This is a genomic window from Enterobacter cloacae complex sp. I1M, assembly GCF_014982425.1.
GTDB lineage: Bacteria > Pseudomonadota > Gammaproteobacteria > Enterobacterales > Enterobacteriaceae > Enterobacter > Enterobacter intestinihominis.
This window is the reverse complement of sequence record NZ_JADCLG010000031.1, coordinates 49,847-68,193: the sequence shown is the minus strand read 5'-3', so window position 1 is coordinate 68,193 and position 18,347 is coordinate 49,847. Positions and strand designations below refer to the sequence as shown.

At 60.9% G+C, this 18,347-nt stretch carries 8 protein-coding genes; 2 read left to right on the top strand and 6 right to left on the bottom strand.

The window, feature by feature from the left end:
• Positions 1-9 precede the first annotated feature (9 nt).
• Complete coding sequence (locus INF86_RS18445) at positions 10-1,191, top strand: PLP-dependent aminotransferase family protein (RefSeq protein WP_094948230.1); 1,182 nt, start codon at positions 10-12, stop codon at positions 1,189-1,191.
• A gap of 54 nt (positions 1,192-1,245) precedes the next feature.
• Here INF86_RS18445 and INF86_RS18440 read toward each other — a convergent pair whose 3' ends face one another.
• A complete protein-coding gene (locus tag INF86_RS18440) occupies positions 1,246-1,665 on the bottom strand; it encodes a nuclear transport factor 2 family protein (protein WP_023298434.1) in 420 nt (139 codons plus the stop codon).
• Between the two features lie 95 nt (positions 1,666-1,760).
• On the opposite strand from INF86_RS18440, the gene INF86_RS18435 reads away from it, so the two are divergent.
• Positions 1,761-2,492 (top strand): AraC family transcriptional regulator, encoded by a 732-nt coding sequence (locus INF86_RS18435; protein ID WP_063148627.1) that lies wholly within the window; start codon positions 1,761-1,763, stop codon positions 2,490-2,492.
• On the opposite strand, the gene nudI is transcribed toward INF86_RS18435, so the two are convergent.
• From nudI to INF86_RS18410, 5 genes are all read right to left on the bottom strand, one after another.
• Positions 2,464-2,889, bottom strand: coding sequence for a nucleoside triphosphatase NudI (gene nudI / locus INF86_RS18430; protein ID WP_063148626.1), 426 nt, complete (start codon positions 2,887-2,889; stop codon positions 2,464-2,466). The two genes, INF86_RS18435 and nudI, sit on opposite strands and share 29 nt — an antisense overlap.
• A 133-nt stretch (positions 2,890-3,022) precedes the next feature.
• Entirely contained in the window at positions 3,023-4,222 is a 1,200-nt protein-coding gene (locus INF86_RS18425; protein ID WP_022649110.1) for an HlyD family efflux transporter periplasmic adaptor subunit, read from the bottom strand.
• Positions 4,203-6,395 carry a type I secretion system permease/ATPase gene (locus INF86_RS18420; protein ID WP_058646218.1) on the bottom strand — a complete coding sequence of 731 codons (2,193 nt, stop codon included), beginning with the start codon at positions 6,393-6,395 and terminating at the stop codon, positions 4,203-4,205. The genes INF86_RS18425 and INF86_RS18420 overlap by 20 nt, the downstream gene beginning before the upstream one ends.
• Positions 6,392-7,795 carry a TolC family outer membrane protein gene (locus INF86_RS18415; protein WP_022649108.1) on the bottom strand — a complete coding sequence of 468 codons (1,404 nt, stop codon included), beginning with the start codon at positions 7,793-7,795 and terminating at the stop codon, positions 6,392-6,394. Before INF86_RS18415 ends, INF86_RS18420 begins: the two co-directional genes overlap by 4 nt.
• An 82-nt stretch (positions 7,796-7,877) precedes the next feature.
• The coding region (locus INF86_RS18410) for a BapA/Bap/LapF family large adhesin (RefSeq protein ID WP_227414819.1) at positions 7,878-18,347 on the bottom strand (10,470 nt) is incomplete at its 5' end.

Genomic DNA, 18,347 nt, shown 5'->3' with positions numbered 1-18,347 from the left:
AAGTAAAGAATGTCTGCAAACAAACTCGCCAGCAGCGCGCAGGGCCTGCAATCCTCTGCCATCCGTGAATTATTAAAACATAGCAAAATGGCAGGCGTGATTTCGCTGGGGGGCGGTATTCCAAACCCGGATCTGTTCGATCATGAAGGTTTAAAAATTGCCGCTGATGCCGTGCTGTCTCAGCATTTTGGCGAAGCGTTCCAGTACGGCCTGACGGAAGGCGTCCCGGGGCTGCGCGAAGAGATCCAACGCATCTGTGAAGGTCGCGGCATCGCCTGTAAAGCCGATGACGTGGTCATTACATCCGGCTCTCAACAGTCGCTTGACGTGCTGGCACGTGCGTTAATTAACCCGGGCGATACGGTCGTCGTTGAGCGTCCGACCTACCTCGCCGCGTTGCAGGTCTTTGGCCTGGCACAGGCGAATTTTGAATCCGTCGGCACCGACGGCGACGGCATGAAAGTAGATGAACTTGAAGCGCTGGTGGCAACCAAAACCATCAAAGCGGTTTATATCGTGCCAACCTTTGGTAACCCGGGCGGCGTGACGCTCTCCGAGGCGCGTCGTAAACAGCTGGTGGAATTATCGAAGCGCTATGACTTCGTGATTATCGAAGACGATCCGTACAGCGAAATCAACTATACCGAGGAAGCGTTCCGCCCGCTGATTGCTCATGCCAAAGATATCGGCAATGAGGATAACGTGGTGTACACCTCCACCTTCTCTAAAATCCTCGCGCCGGGCACCCGCGTGGGCTGGGTGCTGGTGCCGGAGTGGCTGAAGCGTGCGGTGGTGAACCTCAAGCAAACCACCGATCTGCACACCAGCACGCTGTCGCAGCTGATGACGTACGAATATCTGAAAACCGGTCGTCTGGAGAATCAGATTAAAATGATCCGCGAAGCCTATCGCCAGAAATACCAGACCTTTGCCAGTGAACTGGAAGCGGAGCTGGGCGATGTGATGTCGTTCCACAAGCCAAAGGGCGGCATGTTCCTGTGGGCGAAAATGAATAACGGCATCAATACGACGAAATGGCTGGAAAAAACGTTGAGCAACGGCGTCGTGTTTGTGCCGGGTGAGTTCTTCTACTGCAACGAGCCGGACCACACCACGCTGCGCATGTCTTTCGTTACCCCAACGGATGAGCAGCTTAAAGAAGCGGTTCGACGTCTGAAAATTTCCCTGTAAGCGGATGCGCATAATGGCAGATGCCGTTATGCGCTGTTCCCGTGTAGGGTAAGGTTATTGCGTGGCGTGGGCGAGGGTGCGGTCAAATGCATCGCCGTCTGGCGCCTGTGTGACTTCATGGATCCGACAAATTTTCCCCTCGCGCAGCGTGGCAAACATATACACCTCTAATTCTGCCTGGCGACCATCCGGATATGTCACGGCCACTCTGTGCCGGTCTGCCACACATTCGTTATGGCAACATAACGCTTCCACGGTAAACGTAATCTCGCGGATCTGCGCACGCACATGGTTCAGGTGTTTCATAAATCCCTGATAATCAAGCATGTGACCGTCCGTAACCTGCTGGTAGTCGGGCGTAAACACCTCTGCCGGATCTACATTGCCATTGAATAAGCGGGTTAACAGACAGGCCATTTGCTCGCGCTGCGCGGTGTTGTCGGGCTGGTTTATTAGGGATGTAATGATGGTCATGTTAGCTCCTCGTGATGTTGAGCCGCTATTATCCTTGACAGCATAAGGCGTAGTTTCTGTAATAAGTCGAAGAATAACGATTTTCGGTCAAATTCATGCTGACAACTGAGAGGCTTGTTCATCCCGGCGGCTATCACACACCGTGGCACAGCCATCATGCCGGCCAGCTCTGGCGCATTGCTGCGGGGCTGCTGGTGATTGAGACGCCGCTGGGGCGTTCGGTGGTACCCGCAAAACATATCGGCTGGATCCCGCCTGGTCAGCAGCACGCTGCCTTTTCGGAAAGCGCGATTGAAGGTTGCGCTGTCTATCTTGACCCTGCCGATTGTGAAGGGCTTCCGGAAGAGGCCACGCTTTTCGAGTCTGACGATTTTACCGATGCACTGTTTTCCCGTTTAAGCGTTGCCGGGAGTGAATACGATCCCCGAAAGCTCATCTTGCTGCTGGAGGAGTTGGCTCTGGCGTCTCAGGTCCGCTTTTATCTGCCCGTACCGACCGATCCCCGGCTGAAAAATGTGGTCAGGAAACTGCTGCAATCCGTCGATGATAATCAGACGGTGGAAAGCCATGCCAGCCGTGCCGGGATGAGCGTACGTACATTCAACCGGCGGTTTAGCGCGGAGACGGGGATGAACTTCGTCAACTGGCGCCAGCTGGCGCGCGTCATGCAGGCGATGGAGTGGCTGGCGGCGGGGAAGCCGGTGGGGTGGATTGCGCTCTCGTGCGGATACAGCAGCGTCAGCGCATTTATTGAAGTTTTCAGAACGTGGACCGGTAAAACGCCGGGGCAGTGGGCGATTAAAGAAGGCCCTTTTGCGCAAAGGTAATGCGCGTGGCCTCGTTGAGATCCAGCTCTCTTAACGATTCCGGATAAACCCAGGCGATCTCCTGAAACTCGTCGTTAAACGTAACATCCCGATTGGCGCTGATGCAGTCGAAGATCAGATAAATCATATAAATTTCCTCGGTGGTACCCTCGGCGTAAGTTTTGACCCTGATGTCATCGCGAAAAGCCCAGGGCTTGACGTCGATAATGTCCAGCGCGTCGCCCAGCTCCTCACGGACTTCACGGCGCAGCGCCTGTTCCATGGTTTCGCCTGGTTCCATTCCACCACCGGAGAGTGCCCACTGACCGGGGAATACACCGCGATCGTCGGCCATTTTACATAGCAGGTAGGCTCCGTCATTCTGGATGATGGGGCAGACAATGGTTCGTTGGCGCATGATTTCTTCCTGAAAAATGAATTTGGGCTACTATAGCAGATTGGTGATGGAGATCATGTTAGGTGTGTTGGATCCTAATCACTCGGAACAGCGGTGTAGGCCGGGTAAGGCGAAGCCGCCACCCGGCGTTTGACTACCGCTCCCTCAGCGCCTCCTTCGCCCGGTTAAACGGCTTAATCAGATAATCCAGCACCGTTTTCTCCCCGGTCTTAATATCCACCGTCGCAATCATCCCCGGCACAATCGAAAAGTGCCTGCCCGCCTTGTTCACCAGATAATCTTGGCTGGTGCGAATGAATACACGGTAGTAGAACACCTCCGGCTTCGCTTCGTCCTGAATGGTGTCCGGCGAAATGGTCTCCACCACCCCGTGCAGCCCGCCGTAAATCGCGTAATCGTAGGCGGTGATTTTCACCAGCGCCTCCTGATTAGGATGGATAAAGGCGATATCCCGGGGCGAGAGGCGGGTTTCAATCAGCAGGTGATCGTCCACCGGCACAATCTCCATTAACTCGCCGTTGGGCGGTATGACGCCGCCGATGGTGGTCACCTTGATGTTTTTCACGATCCCGCGCACCGGCGACTTCACCGTCAGGCGGGTAACGGAATCCTCGCGGCCTTTCAGGATCGCTGACACCATATCCACCTCGGCGTTGGCCTTCGACAGCGCTTCACGGGCCTGCACGTAATACTGGGAACGCACGTCGGTGAGCTTCAGCTCCAGGTCGCTTTTCTGCCGTTGCAGGCGCAGCACTTCCACGTGGCTGGCGGCACCGGTTTTCACCAGCCGTTGAGTGATCGCCAGTTCTTTATTGGCGAGCGCTAACGCGGAGCGAAGTTCACGCTGCGTATCCTCCAGCTGGGCGCGGCGAGAGTTGTAAAGCCGCGTTTCTGCGGCGGTCAGGTCGGTCCATTTCGCCAGGGAAGGCGGGAATTTCAGCGGGAGATCGTTCACCTCGGCGTACAGGCGCACGCTGGAGGCCAGCGACGCGCGGTAACGCGCCGCGCTTTCGCCGACGTTAGATTCCGAGCGGGTAGGATCCAGCCGCGCCAGCACCTGTCCGGCCTGCACCTGATCCCCTTCGTGTACGTTCAGCTCAGTGAGGATCCCCCCATCCAGCGACTGCAATACCTGCTCGCGTGAACTGGGGATCACTTTTCCGGTGCCGGTTGAGACTTCATCCAGCACCCCGAACCACGCCCAGACGCCGAGCACCACAAACATCAGCAGGGAGAAGAAAACGATGCGCCGGGCACCGGTATAACCGCTTTCGGAGTCGAGCGCGTTATCCAGATCTTCTACTGCGGCAACGTCACGCTGATTGATTTTCATTGTTCCACTCCCGTCCGGTTGCCTGCTGCTGTTGCTGCATACGGCTGTTGTTCAGCGCCTGCGCTTTTGGCGCGTCCATCACCAGCATGCCATCTTTGAGTACCACCACGCGCTCCACCAGCTCCAGTACCGGCACGCGGTGGGTCGCGACAACCAGCGTGCGGTTGCCGAGCCACGCCCCGAGTCGTTGAATAAATTCCCGCTCGGTATGTTCATCAAGGGAGGCGGTCGGTTCATCCATCAGCACGATATTCGGGTCGCGCAGCAGCATCCGCGCCAGCAGAATAGACTGCCGCTGCCCGCCGGACAGCCCGACGCCATTTTCCATAATCGGGTAATCCAGCCCCTTTGGCAGCTTCTGCACAAAGCTGGCCGCGCCGCACATCTCCAGCACCTCGAAGATCTCTTCATCGGTGGCGCGCGGCATGCCGAGCGTGATGTTCTCGCGCAGGGTGCCGTAAAACAGCCGGGCGTTTTGGGTCATAAAGCCGACGTTTCTCCGCACGTCAGCCACGTCCAGATGCGGCAGGCTGAGGTTGTCGAGCCGCAGTTCACCGCCCGCCAGATCCATCCCGCCCGCCATCGCCTGCAACAGGGTTGATTTGCCCGCGCCGTTGCGCCCGAGGATCGCCACTTTTTCGCCCGCTTTGATCTCCAGGCGGTTAATGCGCAGCGCCATGCGGGGATCTTCCGGGTGATAGCGGAACTGCGCCTGCTCGAAAAGATAGTGGCCGCGCAGCACGTCCTGGCGGATCGGCGTCTCTTCGCGCTGGTTCTCGGTCGGCAGCTGCATAATGCTGTCCAGCCCCTCTTTGGCCGCCTTCACCTGCTGCCAGCGGGCCAGCACGCCGCACAGCGTCGCCATCGGGGCGATCATCCGTGAGGCGAGCATCGAGGCGGCCACCACCGAACCGGTGGTTAAGGTGCCGTCGATCACCATCGGCGCGCCCACCACGATCACCCCGGCATAGACCAGGCTCTGAATGGTCATCCCCCAGCTGATCAGGTTCTGCGTCAGTTCGCGGGTGCGCAGGCCGGATTCGGCGGTGATCTGGATATAGCTGTTCCACTGCTGCAAAAAGCGGTTCTCCGCCTGCATCAGCTTGATGTCCTCCAGCCCCTGCACGCTCTCCACCAGCACCGCGTTGCGCAGGGTAGATTCATGCGCCGACTGCTTCGCCAGCTCCGCCAGCTTCTTTTGCAGCAGCAGGCCAGGCAGGACCATGATCACCGCCGCCACCGGGGCGATCCACGCCAGCTGCGGGGCGATGATCGCCAGCACAATCACAAACAGGATAAAGAACGGCAGATCGACGATGGTGGAAATGGTGGAGGAGGTGACCATCTCGCGGATCTGCTCCAGCTCGCGCAACTGGGAGATAAAGCTGCCGGTGGAGCGCGGAATGGCGCTGTGGCGTAGCCGCAGCGCGTGGCCGAAGACCCGATCCGAGACGCGCATATCCGAGCGTTTGCCCAGCAGATCCATAATGTGCCCGCGCGCCACGCGCAGCACAAAACCAAACAGCGTGGCGATCAGTACCCCAATGGTCAGTACGTAGAGCGTCGGGTAGGACTGGGCGGGGATCACCCGGTCATACACCTGCATGGAAAAGACAATGCCGGAGAGGGAGAGCACGTTGATAAACAGCGCCGCCAGCATCACCCAGCTGTAAGGGCGAAGGTCGCGCATCACCAGCCGGTAGAGCCAGTCCGGGCGGTATTTTGAGATATAGGCGTCCACGCGGCTGTCCTTCAGCGCCGCCAGCGGACGCAGGGCGATGACGTGGCGGATGGCAGGCAGCATCGCGCTCATCGACAGGCGGTTGGTGTGCGTGCTGTCGTCGAAAAAGCTGACTTCAAGCGTATCCTCGCCGTCGAAATTATCGATCACGCCGATTTTACCGTCGTTTAGCTCTACCACCACCGGCAGACGCCAGCTGTTAATGGACTGCTGATCGGCCGTCAGCAGCTGGAACGTCAGCCCGGCTTCACGGGCGAGCTGCGTCAGCGCGGGCACCATCGGTTTGCCTTTCAGCCACGGCGCGCCCGCGATCAGCGAGCCTGGCGAGCAGGCAACGCGATAGCGCGTCGCCACATAGCCAAACGCCTGCGCCCACTGCTCCAGCGCCTCATCCGTCATGTTTTCACCCTGCGGAATATCGCGTTGCTTCATGGCTGGATCTCCACGGTCTGGATGGTGCGGTTTTCAAGATCGAACGCCTGACGTATGCGCCCGGTTTGGTAGAGACAGTTCAGCTGAAGCTGGCGGAGCTGTCCGGCGGTTTGCTGCTGGGTAAAGCGCGCCTGATACACCTCCTGCTCGGCGTTGAGCACGTCGAGCAGCGGGCGGGAACCAAGATCGAGATACTGCTGCTGATACAGCTCGCGGGTACGGGCGCTGAGCGCTTCCTGGCGGCCCTGGATCTGAAGCGTGCTCATCAGGCTCATCACCTGGCTGCGCGCTTCCAGCAGTTTTTGCCGCACCTCAAGACGGGTGCGCTGAATGGTGGACTGGGCCGATTCCACCGCGTGTCCGGCGGCGTTACGCCGGGCGGTGAGGCCGCCGCCCTGATAGAGCGGCATCTGCACTTTTACCCACGCGGAGTACTGGGTGCGGTCCCGCGTTTCGTTGCCTGAGTAGCGGTCGTTAAGATAGTGGCGGACTTCCGGCTCCAGCGAGACGGTAGGGGTCATCTGCGCGTTGGCATAGTCGAGATTGGCCTGCGCGACGTTGGCCTGCGCCCAGGCCGCTAAAACCGAGGGTACCAGGCGATCGTCCGGCTCGGCAATATCGCAGCTGCGGGCCAGACTTTGCGGAAATTCGTTGCTGACCGCGTTCAGGCCGTCCCAGCCCAGCATGCTCATCAGCGTGGCGCGTGAGCTGTCGAGGCTGGCCTGATACTGCATCAGCTGCGCTCGCGCGCCTTCGATACGGGCATCGGTCTGCACCACGTCAGAGAGCGACGTGGCGCCTTCGTCATTACGCAGCTTCGTCAGTGTGCCGATGGAGGTCAGGGCGTCCAGCTGTTCTTTAGCGGTCTCGACCATCTGCTGCCAGGTCTGCACCTGCACCATAGCGATGGCGGTATCGTGGGCGATAGTGTCGATGCTCACCAGCACGTTGGCCTGCTGCTGGGCGACGCCCGCGTTTTCGGCGCGCACCTGGCTTGCGACTTTGCCGAAGTCGTAAAGCATTTGCGAAAGCGAAAGCACCAGCGAGGGGGTAAAGCCATTATCGTCGCCGTCGTGGCTATAGCCGTTATCCATGCCGGCGTTAATTTGCGGATAATATTTCGATTTGGCGACGTCCACATTTTCGCTCTGCTGATAAAGTTTGCCGACGGCTTCACTGATGGCCGGATGCCAGGTCACGGCGCGGTTTACGGCTTCATCCAGCTGTAGCGTGCCGGGGGCGGCTTTGCTGGCTACGGGCGCCACGCGGCCATTTAAAGAGGGGAGTTCCTGCGTTTCGCTTAATTGTCCGGTATTAATCATCGCCGCAGGGTTTGCCGCGATAGCGGGCACAGATATCAGGCAGCACGAGAGCCACCAGTAAGGCATCTTCTTTCCCATGTCTTGTCCCTAATAAAAAAGTACTGCTTTTTTGTTTATGCCCGGGCGCTGTGCGCGCCCGGGTCATTTCTTGCAGGTGCTATCAGGTAATGATGTGTTGCTGGTTTACAAGCTCGTCGTAGGTGGTCTGAACGTTGTCCAGCGTAACGAGCGTAGATTTAGTGTAGGCGGCTCCCGTGCCGTCACGGTCGATGGAGATCACAGTATTGTTACCGCTTTGTGAAACAGAGACATAGTTCCCCAGCGTCGACGCGCTACCGTTCCAGCCCACCAGCAGATCGCCAATGTCGATCTTGTCTCCCTGCGACAGGGAGAAGTTCGTCCAGTGGTCACCCGTGCTGTTACCTGCGGTGGCGTTACCCGCCGTAGTGTTCAACACCTGATAAATCAGCGTGTCGCCGTAGGCCGTGCCGCTAATCACATCGTTATGTTCCGAACTGACAAATTTCGGTGCCATATTGATGGTCAGCGAGGCGGTATCCCGGGTGCCGTTGGCGTCGGTCAGGGTGTAGTTAAAGACCTCCTTGCTGGTGATGGTAGAGAACGATATCCCCGGGTTGAGTGTGTAGGTGTAACTGCCGTCTGCGGCAATCGCCAGCGTGCCGTAGTGACCCGTGATGTTTACCTGCGTGCTGCCGGTGTAAGGATCCAGCGTGCTGGTTACGCCGTCGTAGCCGGTAATGCTGAGACGGGTATCCACCGAGTGCAGCTGGTCCATCGCGCCCGCGGAGCCGGTGCCGTCGAAGATATTGCCGTCAACGGTGTGGGTGCCCGTGGCGTCAAACTGCGACAGGGAGTAGCTGGTCCCGGTGACGCTTGGGGTAACGGTGATATTTCCCACCCCCAGCGGTCCCATTCTGCCGGTATAGTTCAGCGTATAGGTTCCCGCTTCCAGATCGAGGCCCGTCAGGTTGATCGTCGCCCTGCCGCCCAGCAGCAGCCCGCCGTTAAATGAGCCGGATCTGAGGGTGGTGGTGCCGTTGGTCAGCGTCCAGTCGACCGTTAACCCGGTAAGGGTCAGCAGCGAGGCGACGTTAAACGACAGAACCACGTTATGCAGTGCAGTATTAGGATCCACCACGAAGGTCCCGCTTCCGCTGCCCTGGGTTGAGGCAAGCAGCGCGGCGTTCCAGCTCGCCGACCCGACGGTGGTATCCGAGTATGCGGCGGTGCGGTGCACCGAGTTCACGTCCATCGCCGTGCTGACATCGTTCACCGCGTCCATTGGCTGCGCGGTCGGGTTGATGTTCAGCGATGCCGTGTCTTTCGAGCCGTTCGGCGCGGTGATGGTGTAGACGAAGGTATCTGGGGTGCTGATGCTGTCAGCGCCGACTCCGCTGTCCAGGGTGTAAGTGTACTCCCCGGCTGCGTTGATCCGCAGCGTACCGTACTCTCCGGTGATCTCCGTCAGGCCGCTGCTGTTCACCGCCACGCCGTTAACGTCGGAGACCACGGTACCTGCTGGCGCAATATCATCCGCCAGCACATCCCCGGTCGTGCTCTCGCTCACGCTTGCCACGCTGTAGACATGATCCTGCAAGACGTTCAGCGTGTAGGCCGTCAGCGCGGTGATCCCCGCCGCCGTATTGAGCAGGAACAGGTACTCGCCAGCGGGCAGGTTCAACGTCAGCTGCGGGGAAGTGCCGCCCAGCAGCGGCGCGCGCAGCCAGCCGGGTTCAACGCGCATCTGCTCGAAGGTCTGCGTCGCATTGTTGAACTTATAGATGTAGAGGTCGAACACCGAGGCCAGCGCGACGCCGCCCACGGACGCCTGAACGGTCATGGTGCGGGTGGTGCCTTCTTCCACGTTATAGATGATCGGGTTGGCCAGATCGTCCAGCAGGTTCAGCCCCAGGGTATTGCCAAGGTTGATCCCCACCAGGGTAAAGCCGCCCTGCGACGAGGTGCCGTTGTTGATCGCCTCCACGGTGGTGTCGAAGGTCAGCGAGGCGGTATCGTCCACGGCCACGATCCCGCTGCTGGTAGTGCCTTCGCCCAGCGACAGAACCAGATTTGCCGAGGCGCTGGTGCCGTTATGGGTGATGGTGTAGGTAAAGTTCTCCGTGCGGCCAATGACGGCGGCGCTGGTGTTGGTCAGGTTATAGGTATAGCTGCCGTCCAGGTTGATGGTCAGCGTGCCGTATTGCCCCTGAATCACCGTGCCGTCAGCCGTAACGCTGGTGGTGGTGCCCTGGGCGTTGGTGACCGTAGTGACGGTGGTGCCCGCCGGGGCGTTGTCGCTGCCTGCGGTTGGATCCACGTCAGTGATGACGTTCCCGACAACGCTGGTCTCGCCGGACACGGTGCCTGCGCTGGTCTCTTTCACCGCCACATCGAGGCTGGTGTAAGAGCCGGTTGCCAGCAGGTTAGTGTTGTAGCTCAGGACGCGATACTGACCATTCGCCAGCCCGGTCAGGTTCAGCGACACCCCCGTCGCGCCGAGGGTCAACAGGTCAGCGAACTGCGGCTGTCCGGTATCGACCACGGTGGTCCAGGTGTTGTTGGCGGCGTCAAAGCGCTGTACCACCAGTTCAAGGGTATTGAGCAGGGAAAGAACGGCACCCGTGGCGTTGGCGTTCACGGCAATATCCGCACTGCCGCCGCTGCCGACGGTGAAACCTACCTGCGCGGTGTCGTTGCCGAGCAGCGTCAGCACGTTACCTAAGGCGCCTACCAGCAGGAAACCATAGTCGCTGTACTGCGAGTTGGTCACCGTGGCGGTGGTCGTCAGCGCCAGTTCTTCAGCGTTGGTGCTGGCAGAGAGCGGCACCACCGGCGCAAGGGCTGAGCCGGGCAGCGAAACGTTGCCTGCCGCATCGGTGGCGGTGATTTGCAGCGTCTGACCTTCCGTCTGTTTATTGAGGAAGGTGTAGCTCCAGGAACCGTTGCTGTCCGCCGTGGCGGTGACCGTTGAATTATCCGCCAGGCGGATGGTGACGGTGCTGCCCGCTTCAGCGCTACCGGTCAGTACGCTGCCGTCTGCGTTGAAGGTCCCGGTTGGAGCCGTTGGCGCAGTGAGATCGACAATGACGGTGGTCGACGTGGAAATCGGGCTGGTGCCCGAGCCGTTGCTCGCCGTGGCGGTGAAGGCATGCGGGCCTTCACTCAGCACCGGCGTGGTGAAGCTCCAGTTGCCGCTGGCATTCGCGGTGACCGTGCCCATCAGCACCCCGTTGTTATAGAGGGTGATGGTCGTGTTCGGCTGCGCCGTGCCGCTCAGGGTTGGCGTGGTGTCATCGGTGGTATTCCCGTTGGTCAGGTTGCCCGTCACCGTGCCAACGTTATCGTCAATATTGGCGATAACAGGCGCGTTCGGGATTGTGGTGATCGGGGCAATCACGGAGGTGGTGATACCCGCGTTACCGGCCTTATCGGTAGCAAAGACGATCAGGGATTCACCGGCGGTCTGTGCAGGGGTGATGGTGGCGCTGAAGCTTCCGCTACCGTCCGCGACGGCCGTTCCAAGCACGGTTCCGGTGCTGCTGGTGATGGTGACGGTGCTTCCCGCTTCTGCTGTACCGGTGACCTGCGTCCCGTTGGTGATCACCGCCAGCCCGGTTGGGGCTGGTGGCGGCGTCAGGTCAACGTTAATCGTGATAATCGGTGAAGCCACGCTGGTATTGCCCGCGGCATCGGTGGCGGTTGCGGTGAAGTTATGCGCGCCTTCCGTCAGCGTGGTGCTGGTTTGCGGCAGCGTCCAGTTGCCGTTGGCATCGGCAGTGACGGTCCCCACCAGCGTCGTGCCGTCGTAAATACGTACGGTGGTATTGGCTTCTGCCGTACCGTTTAAGGTCGGACGGGTATCGTTGGTTGGGTTGGTGCCAGTAACAGGTCCGGTGACGGTCCCCACATCATCCTCAATCGAGGTGATTGCCGGTGCGACAGGGGCGGTGGCATCCACATTAATGGTGTAACCGCCGGTCTGCGCGCTGGCGTTGCCCACCGCGTCGGTGGCGGAGAAGGTCAGATTATGCGGCCCGTCAGCCAGCGGGGTGGAAGGCGTAAAGCTCCACGCGCCGCCGGTGGCGACTGCGGTGCCAATCTGTACCCCATTATCAAAGATGGTGACCGTCGCGCCGGCTTCTGCCGTACCGGTGATCGTTGGCCGCGCGTCGTTGGTTAACCCGCCGTTGGCGACAGGCGCAGCGGCGTTACCGACATCGTCGGTGATGCTGGTCAGCACCGGCAGCGCTGGCGGCGTGGTGTCAATGGTCAGGCTGAAGTCGGCGGACGACGTGCTGGTGTTACCCGCCTGATCCGTTGCTTCTGCGGTAAAGGTGTGTGACCCACTGTCCAGCGGCACGGTGATATCGACGGTCCAGTTGCCATCGGCATCGGCAGTACCGGTGCCCACCAGCGTGGTGCCCTCATAAATATTCACGGTGGCCAGCGGCTCGCTGGTCCCCACCAGACGCGGGAGAGGATCGTTGGTGGTCTGGCCGGAACCTATTGCCCCGGTGATGGTGCCAACGTCGTCAATCGCCTGGGTGATAACCGGCGCGACAGGCGCAGCCGTATCTACCACCAGCGTAAAGCCTGGTGAGGCAGGGCTGACGTTGCCCGCGGCATCGGTTACCGTGGCGGTCCAGGTGTGGCTGCCGTTTGCCAGCGTACCGGTGGTAAAGCTCCATACGCCGTTTGCGTCCGCCACGGCGGTACCCACTTCACGGCCACTTTCATAAATGGTGATGGTCGCGTTGGCCGCCGCGGTGCCGTTCAGTGTTGGCGTGGTGTCGTCTGTGCTTTGTCCCGAGGCGACCGGGCCCAGCACGGTACCAGCATCGTCAGTGGCCGGGGTAAAGACCGGTGCCTCAGGCACCGAGGTATCCACCGTCAGGTTGAACGGTGGTGAGGTGACCCCGGTATTGCCTGCGGCATCGGTGGCGTTGAAGGTAATAACGTGCGGCCCTTCGCCCAGTTCAGTGGTCGGCGTGAAGGTCCAGTTACCCTGGGCGTTGACGACCGCCGTGCCGATTTCCACATCATCGACAATAACGTGTACCGTTGCGCCCACTTCCCCCGTACCGTTGAAGGTTGGACGGGTGTCGTTCGTGGAGCCGTCGCTGGCGAGGGTTCCCGTCCCCGGGCTGACATCGTCTATTACCGTGGTAACCACCGGGGCCGCAGGCCCGGCGGTATCCACCGTAAAGGCGAACACTGGCGAGTTGGCGGAGACGTTTCCGACATCATCGCTGGCGTTAACGCGCAGGTTATACGTCCCGTCCGTCAGTACCGGATCCGGCGTAAAGGTCCAGTTGCCGCTGCCGTCGACCGTGGTGGTGCCAATCTCCACGCCGTTATTCAGCACGTGAATGATGGTACCCGCCTGGCCGGAGCCGCTGAGGGTTGGCGTGGTGTCATTGGTCACCTGCCCGGCGGTAAGCGGGCCGGTTGTGCCTCCCGGGGCATTGTCGCTGACCGTAACGATCGTCGGCACCTGTGGCGCAGTCAGATCGATTTCGACGCTCCAGGCGTTGGACGGCTGGCTGACGTTGCCCTGCGGATCCGTCGCTCTGACAGTAAAGTCATGCGTCCCTTCGCCGAGGGCGGTTTCAGGAGTAAATGTCCAGGCACCGGTGCCGTCTGCTGCCACCGTACCAATTTGCGTAGCGCCATCAAAAATGGCGACGACGCTGTTCGGCTCGGCGCTACCGGTCAGGGTTGGCGTAGTGTCGTTGGTTGGATCGCCGCTTGGGACAGGCGTTGCCGCATTCCCTGCGTTATCCGTCACGCTGGTAATTACCGGCGTGGTGGAAACGGTGTCGACAACAATGGTGATCCCGGCCGACGGAGCGCTCTCATTGCCTGCCGGGTCGGTGGCGGTCACGGTCAGGGTGTGGCTGCCGTCGTCCAGCGCAGGCGGCGTGTAGCTCCAGGTGCCGGTCGGACCGACAACAACGGTGCCCAGCGGGTCGCCGTCATCGTACACCGTAATGGTGTCCCCGGCCGTGCCTGTTCCGGTCAGGGTAGGACGGTTGTCGTTGGTGCTCTGCCCGTCAGCGATTGGGCCGGTGACCGGGCCTACGTCATCGGTCACCGCACCGATGGCTGGTGCGGTCGGATCGGTGAGGTCGACGGTGACAGTCGCGATCGGCGACTGCCCGCTGGTCGCGCCGGTGGTGGTGTTTGTGGCGGTGACGGCGAAGGTGTGCGGCCCTTCCGCGAGCGGCAGTAGCGGCGTGTAGCTCCAGTTGCCGTCTGTATCCGCAACAATTTCGGTCAGCGGAACCAGCGCCCCATCCAGATAAATGGTGATGACGCTACCCGGATCGGCGGTGCCGGTAAGGGTAGGCGTGGTGTCATTGGTGGTTTTATCTTTCACATCGCCAGTGACGGGATCGGCGTCATCGTTGATTGCCGTAATCACCGGCACCGCTGGCAGAATAAGCGGGGAGTCCGGTACATCAAAGGTGGTTGTCGGGCTTGCATTACCTGCGGCGTCCGTGGCGAACAGCGTCAGCGTCGCGGGATCCAGTTGGGCCGGGGAGAGGGCGATGGAGAAGGTGCCTCCCGTCGCGACCCCGGTCCCGATGATATTGCCGCCGGCGTCACGCACCGTCACCGTGGTTCCGTCATCTGCCGTACCGGTCAGCGGCGTGCCCTCTGCGGCAATGGTGATATTGGTTGGCGTTGCAGGAAGCAGCGTATCCACCGTCACGCTGAGATCGCCGGAGCTGGCGGAGGTATTCCCCGCCGCGTCACTTGCGGCAACCGAGAAGGTGTGCGGCCCTTCCGCAAGCGCGGGGTCGGCTGTCCAGGACCATGTCCCGTTCGGCTGAACCACCACGACCACCGGAGACGGCGTGCCATCAACAGAAACGGTTACGCTCGAACCCGGCTCGCCAATCCCGGTGAGGGTTGGGGTACCGTCGCGGGTGTAAAGCACGCTGTTAGTCAGTTGGCTGTCAGAGACGGCGTCAATTTGCGGCACGGTCGGTGCCTGCGTATCGACCGTCACGCTAAAGACCGGGCTGACCGGGCTCAGGTTACCCGCGTCGTCCACCGCGGCGACGGTGATATTCAGCGGGCCATCGGTTTGTGTCGGCAGGGTGTATGACCACTCGCCATTGGCGATTTCAACGCGATCCACTTCCACGCCGTTGTTGTAGATAATCACCGTTTCGCCGGTCGTGCCGCCTCCGCCAATGACAGGTGTGTTATCGTTGGTTGAGCCTCCATTCTGAGCGCCGCCAATGGAACCGATGAGCGGGGTATCCGGGGCGAGGGTGTCGACCGTTATCGTGATACCGGTTGATGGCAGAGATTCATTGCCGGCTTCATCGGTGGCGGTCGCCGTGTATTGGTGCGTCCCTTCGCCAATGTTGCTATCAGGACGCCAGCTCCAGTTACCGCTACCGTCCACCGTGACGCTGCCCACGGCCTGCGGCTCGCCTGTACCCACCTGGTCATAGATGGTAATGACGTCATTCGGCGTACCGGTGCCGCTCAGTACCGGGCGCGGATCGTTGGTGGTTCCGCCGTTGTCCACTGGCCCGGTGATCTGGCTTACGCTGTCTGTCACCGTCGGGATCCCCGGCTGGCCCGGCGCGTCGGTATCAATGGTAATGGTCACCGGCGTGGACGGTGCGCTTTCGTTCCCGGCGCTGTCCTGATTGGTCACCGTCAGGGAGAGATCGTAGGTGCCGTCAGGGAGCGGATCTTCCGGTGTCCAGCTCCAGTTACCGTCGCCATCGATCTCGGCTTCACCTATTTTGGTTGCGCCATCGTAAATGCTTACGGTATCTCCCGGCGTGCCCGAGCCGCTCAGGGTTGGTGTGGTATCGCGGGTGGTCTCCCCAGGATTCAGAGCCGTCCCCGGTGTGGCGCCGTCCGGGTTCACGGTGATCTCAGGAATATCCGGCGTTGCAGGCGCGGTCGTGTCGATCGCCAGCTCAAACGGTGGCGAGATGGTGGTATTACCCGCCTCATCCGTCGCGTGGACCGTCAGCGAATGCGGGCCGTCCGTCAGCGGCGTGGTTGGCGTAAAGCTCCAGCCTCCGCTGCCGTCAAGCACGGCCGTGCCGAGCAGGGTGGTCCCGTCATAGATAGTGATGGTGGTGCCTTCCGGTGCGGTTCCCTGCAGCTGCGGCAGCGTGTCATCGGTAGTATCCCCGCTGTTAAGCGGAACCTGCACAGTGCCGATGTTATCGGAGACGGTGTCAAGGGTAGCTGCCGGTGGCGGAGTGGTATCGACGGTAAAGGTAAAGCCGGGTGATGATGCGCTGGTGTTGCCGGCCGCATCGCTCGCGACGACGGTGAACGTATGCTGCCCGTTCCCTAATGCGGTAGTGGGCGTGAAGGTCCATGCGCCACCGTTATTCACAATGGCAGTACCAATATCCTGTCCGTCCAGGCGGATCGTCACGGTGGAGCCCGGCTCGCCGGTACCGTTCAGCGTCGGGAGCGTGTCGTTGGTGATTTGGTTGTTGTCGAGCGGCCCCGTGCGGCCCGGTACGTCATCAATGACCTGCGTAATGGCTGGAGCGCCCGGCGCGGCGGTATCCACCGTGATGCTCCAGGTGTTCGATGTCCCGCTGAGGTTATTGTTGGCGTCAACCGCCGTCGCCGTCAGCACGTGCCCGCCGTCGGGAAGATCCGTTTCCAGCGTGATGGACCACTGGCCGTCAGGCCCAACCACTGCGGTGCCGATTTCAGTGGTGCCGCTGTAGAGGGTGATCGTTGTGCCGGGCTCGCCCGTTCCGTTGATGGTCGGGGTTTTGTCGTTGGTGAGACCGTTCTGGCTGACAGGACCGGTGACGTCGAGCGCATCATCCTCCACGCCTGTGATGACCGGGGTTTGTGCCGCGGTGATGTCCGGCGCGTCAAACGGCGCGGTCGGGCCGGTGTTTCCGGCGGTATCGGTGGCATCTGCGGTCAGGGCTTCGCCGTTGGCTTTCGGCGGGATCAGATCAACGCTGAAATTACCCTGATCGTCGGCGACCGCTTCCCCGACCTTAACGCCATTTTCACGAATGGTGACGGTGCTGCCCGGCTCGGCTGTACCGGTTACCGTGGTGCCGTCGGCAGAGATAACCACGTTTTCCGGTGCCAGCGGTGGCGTGCTGTCTGGCGCGTCGGCAAAGCCGGACGGACTGGTGTTGCCGCTGCCGTCGGTGGCCGTCACTTCAAGGGCTTCGCCGTTGGTCTGGGCTGGCGAAATCGGGATGGTAAAGGTGCCGTCCGGACCGGCGGTGGCCTGGCCGATGATCGTACCGTCCGGCGCTTTAATAATAATCGTGCTGTTTGGCTCGGCGGTTCCGCTGACGCTTGCCCCGTCTTCCGCCACCACCAGGTTACCCGGTGCGGCAGGCGCGGTGATGTCCGCTGCGTTAACCAGCGCCGGGGAACTCTGGTTGCCTGCGGCATCGGAGGCGACCACGGAGATGATCTCGCCGTTCACTTGTGCAGGGTTCAGGTTGGCGATGTAGTTGCCGTTGCTGTCGGCAGTGGCGGTCCCGATTTGCACCCCGGCGTTGTTGGTGATGACAATTTTGCTGCCCGGCTCGGCAGTACCGGTGATTTGCGTGCCTGTCGAATTGAGCGTCGCCTCCGGCATGTCTGGCGGCGTAAGATCGACGGTAAAGTTGATCGGCTGAGACATGCCGCTCTGGTTGCCTGCCGCATCGGTTTCGCGCAGGGTAATCGAATGTGCACCCTCTGCCAGCGGCGTTGTCGGCGTGATGCTCCAGGTACCGTTCGGCAGAACCGTTGTGCTGCCAATCGCAACGCCGTTATCGTAAACCGTAATCGTGCTGCCTGGTTCTCCTCGGCCCGTCAGGCGGGGCTGCGACTCGTCGGTAAACTGCCCGGCGGTAATCGTGCCTTTCAGCCCTCCGGTGTCATCGTTAACGATAAATCCTGTCGGCACCGGCGGGGTGGTGACATCCACCGTTACGGTAAAGGCCGGCGAGGCCGGACCGGTGTTACCGGCGATGTCGGTGGCGCGTACGGTAAGCTGGTGGCTGCCTTCGCTCAGGTTAACTGACGGCGTAAAGCTCCAGCTTCCGTTGCTGCCTACAACCGCTGTGCCAATGGCAATGCCGTTATCATAGATGGTGACCGTAGAGCCCGCTTCCGCCGTGCCGGTGAGCTGCGGGCGCGGATCGTTAGTGGTGCTTCCGCTTCCGAGCACGCCGGTATTGGGCGCAACGTCGTCGGTCATGCCGGTGATGGCCGGGGCGCCTGGTGCGACCGTATCCACCACGAAGGTCACGGCCGTGGACGCCGGGCTGGTATTGCCTGCCGCATCGGTCGCGGTGGTGGTAATGGCGTGGTTTCCTTCAGACAGGTTGGTCGACGGGGTAAAGCTCCATTTCCCGGTAGCATCGGCCGTGGCGGTGCCGATCGGCTTGCCGTTGTCATAGAAGGTAATAACGGTGCCAGCTTCACTGATGCCGCTGAACGTCGGGCGTGCATCGTCCGTGCGTTGTCCGTTGCTCAGCGGGCCCGCTTCGGTGCCCACGTTATCATTGACGGTGACAATCTCGGGGGCAGCCGGCGCGGTTGAATCCGGTGCCGTGACCTGAACGCCCGGGCTGGTATTGCCGGACGG

What these genes read in the sequence shown, in the direction of transcription:
- INF86_RS18445 (WP_094948230.1), top strand. Translation starts at nt 10, where the DNA reads ATGTCTGCAAACAAACTCGCCAGCAGCGCGCAGGGCCTGCAATCCTCT.
- INF86_RS18440 (WP_023298434.1), bottom strand. Translation starts at nt 1,665, where the DNA reads ATGACCATCATTACATCCCTAATAAACCAGCCCGACAACACCGCGCAG.
- INF86_RS18435 (WP_063148627.1), top strand. Translation starts at nt 1,761, where the DNA reads ATGCTGACAACTGAGAGGCTTGTTCATCCCGGCGGCTATCACACACCG.
- nudI (WP_063148626.1), bottom strand. Translation starts at nt 2,889, where the DNA reads ATGCGCCAACGAACCATTGTCTGCCCCATCATCCAGAATGACGGAGCC.
- INF86_RS18425 (WP_022649110.1), bottom strand. Translation starts at nt 4,222, where the DNA reads ATGAAAATCAATCAGCGTGACGTTGCCGCAGTAGAAGATCTGGATAAC.
- INF86_RS18420 (WP_058646218.1), bottom strand. Translation starts at nt 6,395, where the DNA reads ATGAAGCAACGCGATATTCCGCAGGGTGAAAACATGACGGATGAGGCG.
- INF86_RS18415 (WP_022649108.1), bottom strand. Translation starts at nt 7,795, where the DNA reads ATGGGAAAGAAGATGCCTTACTGGTGGCTCTCGTGCTGCCTGATATCT.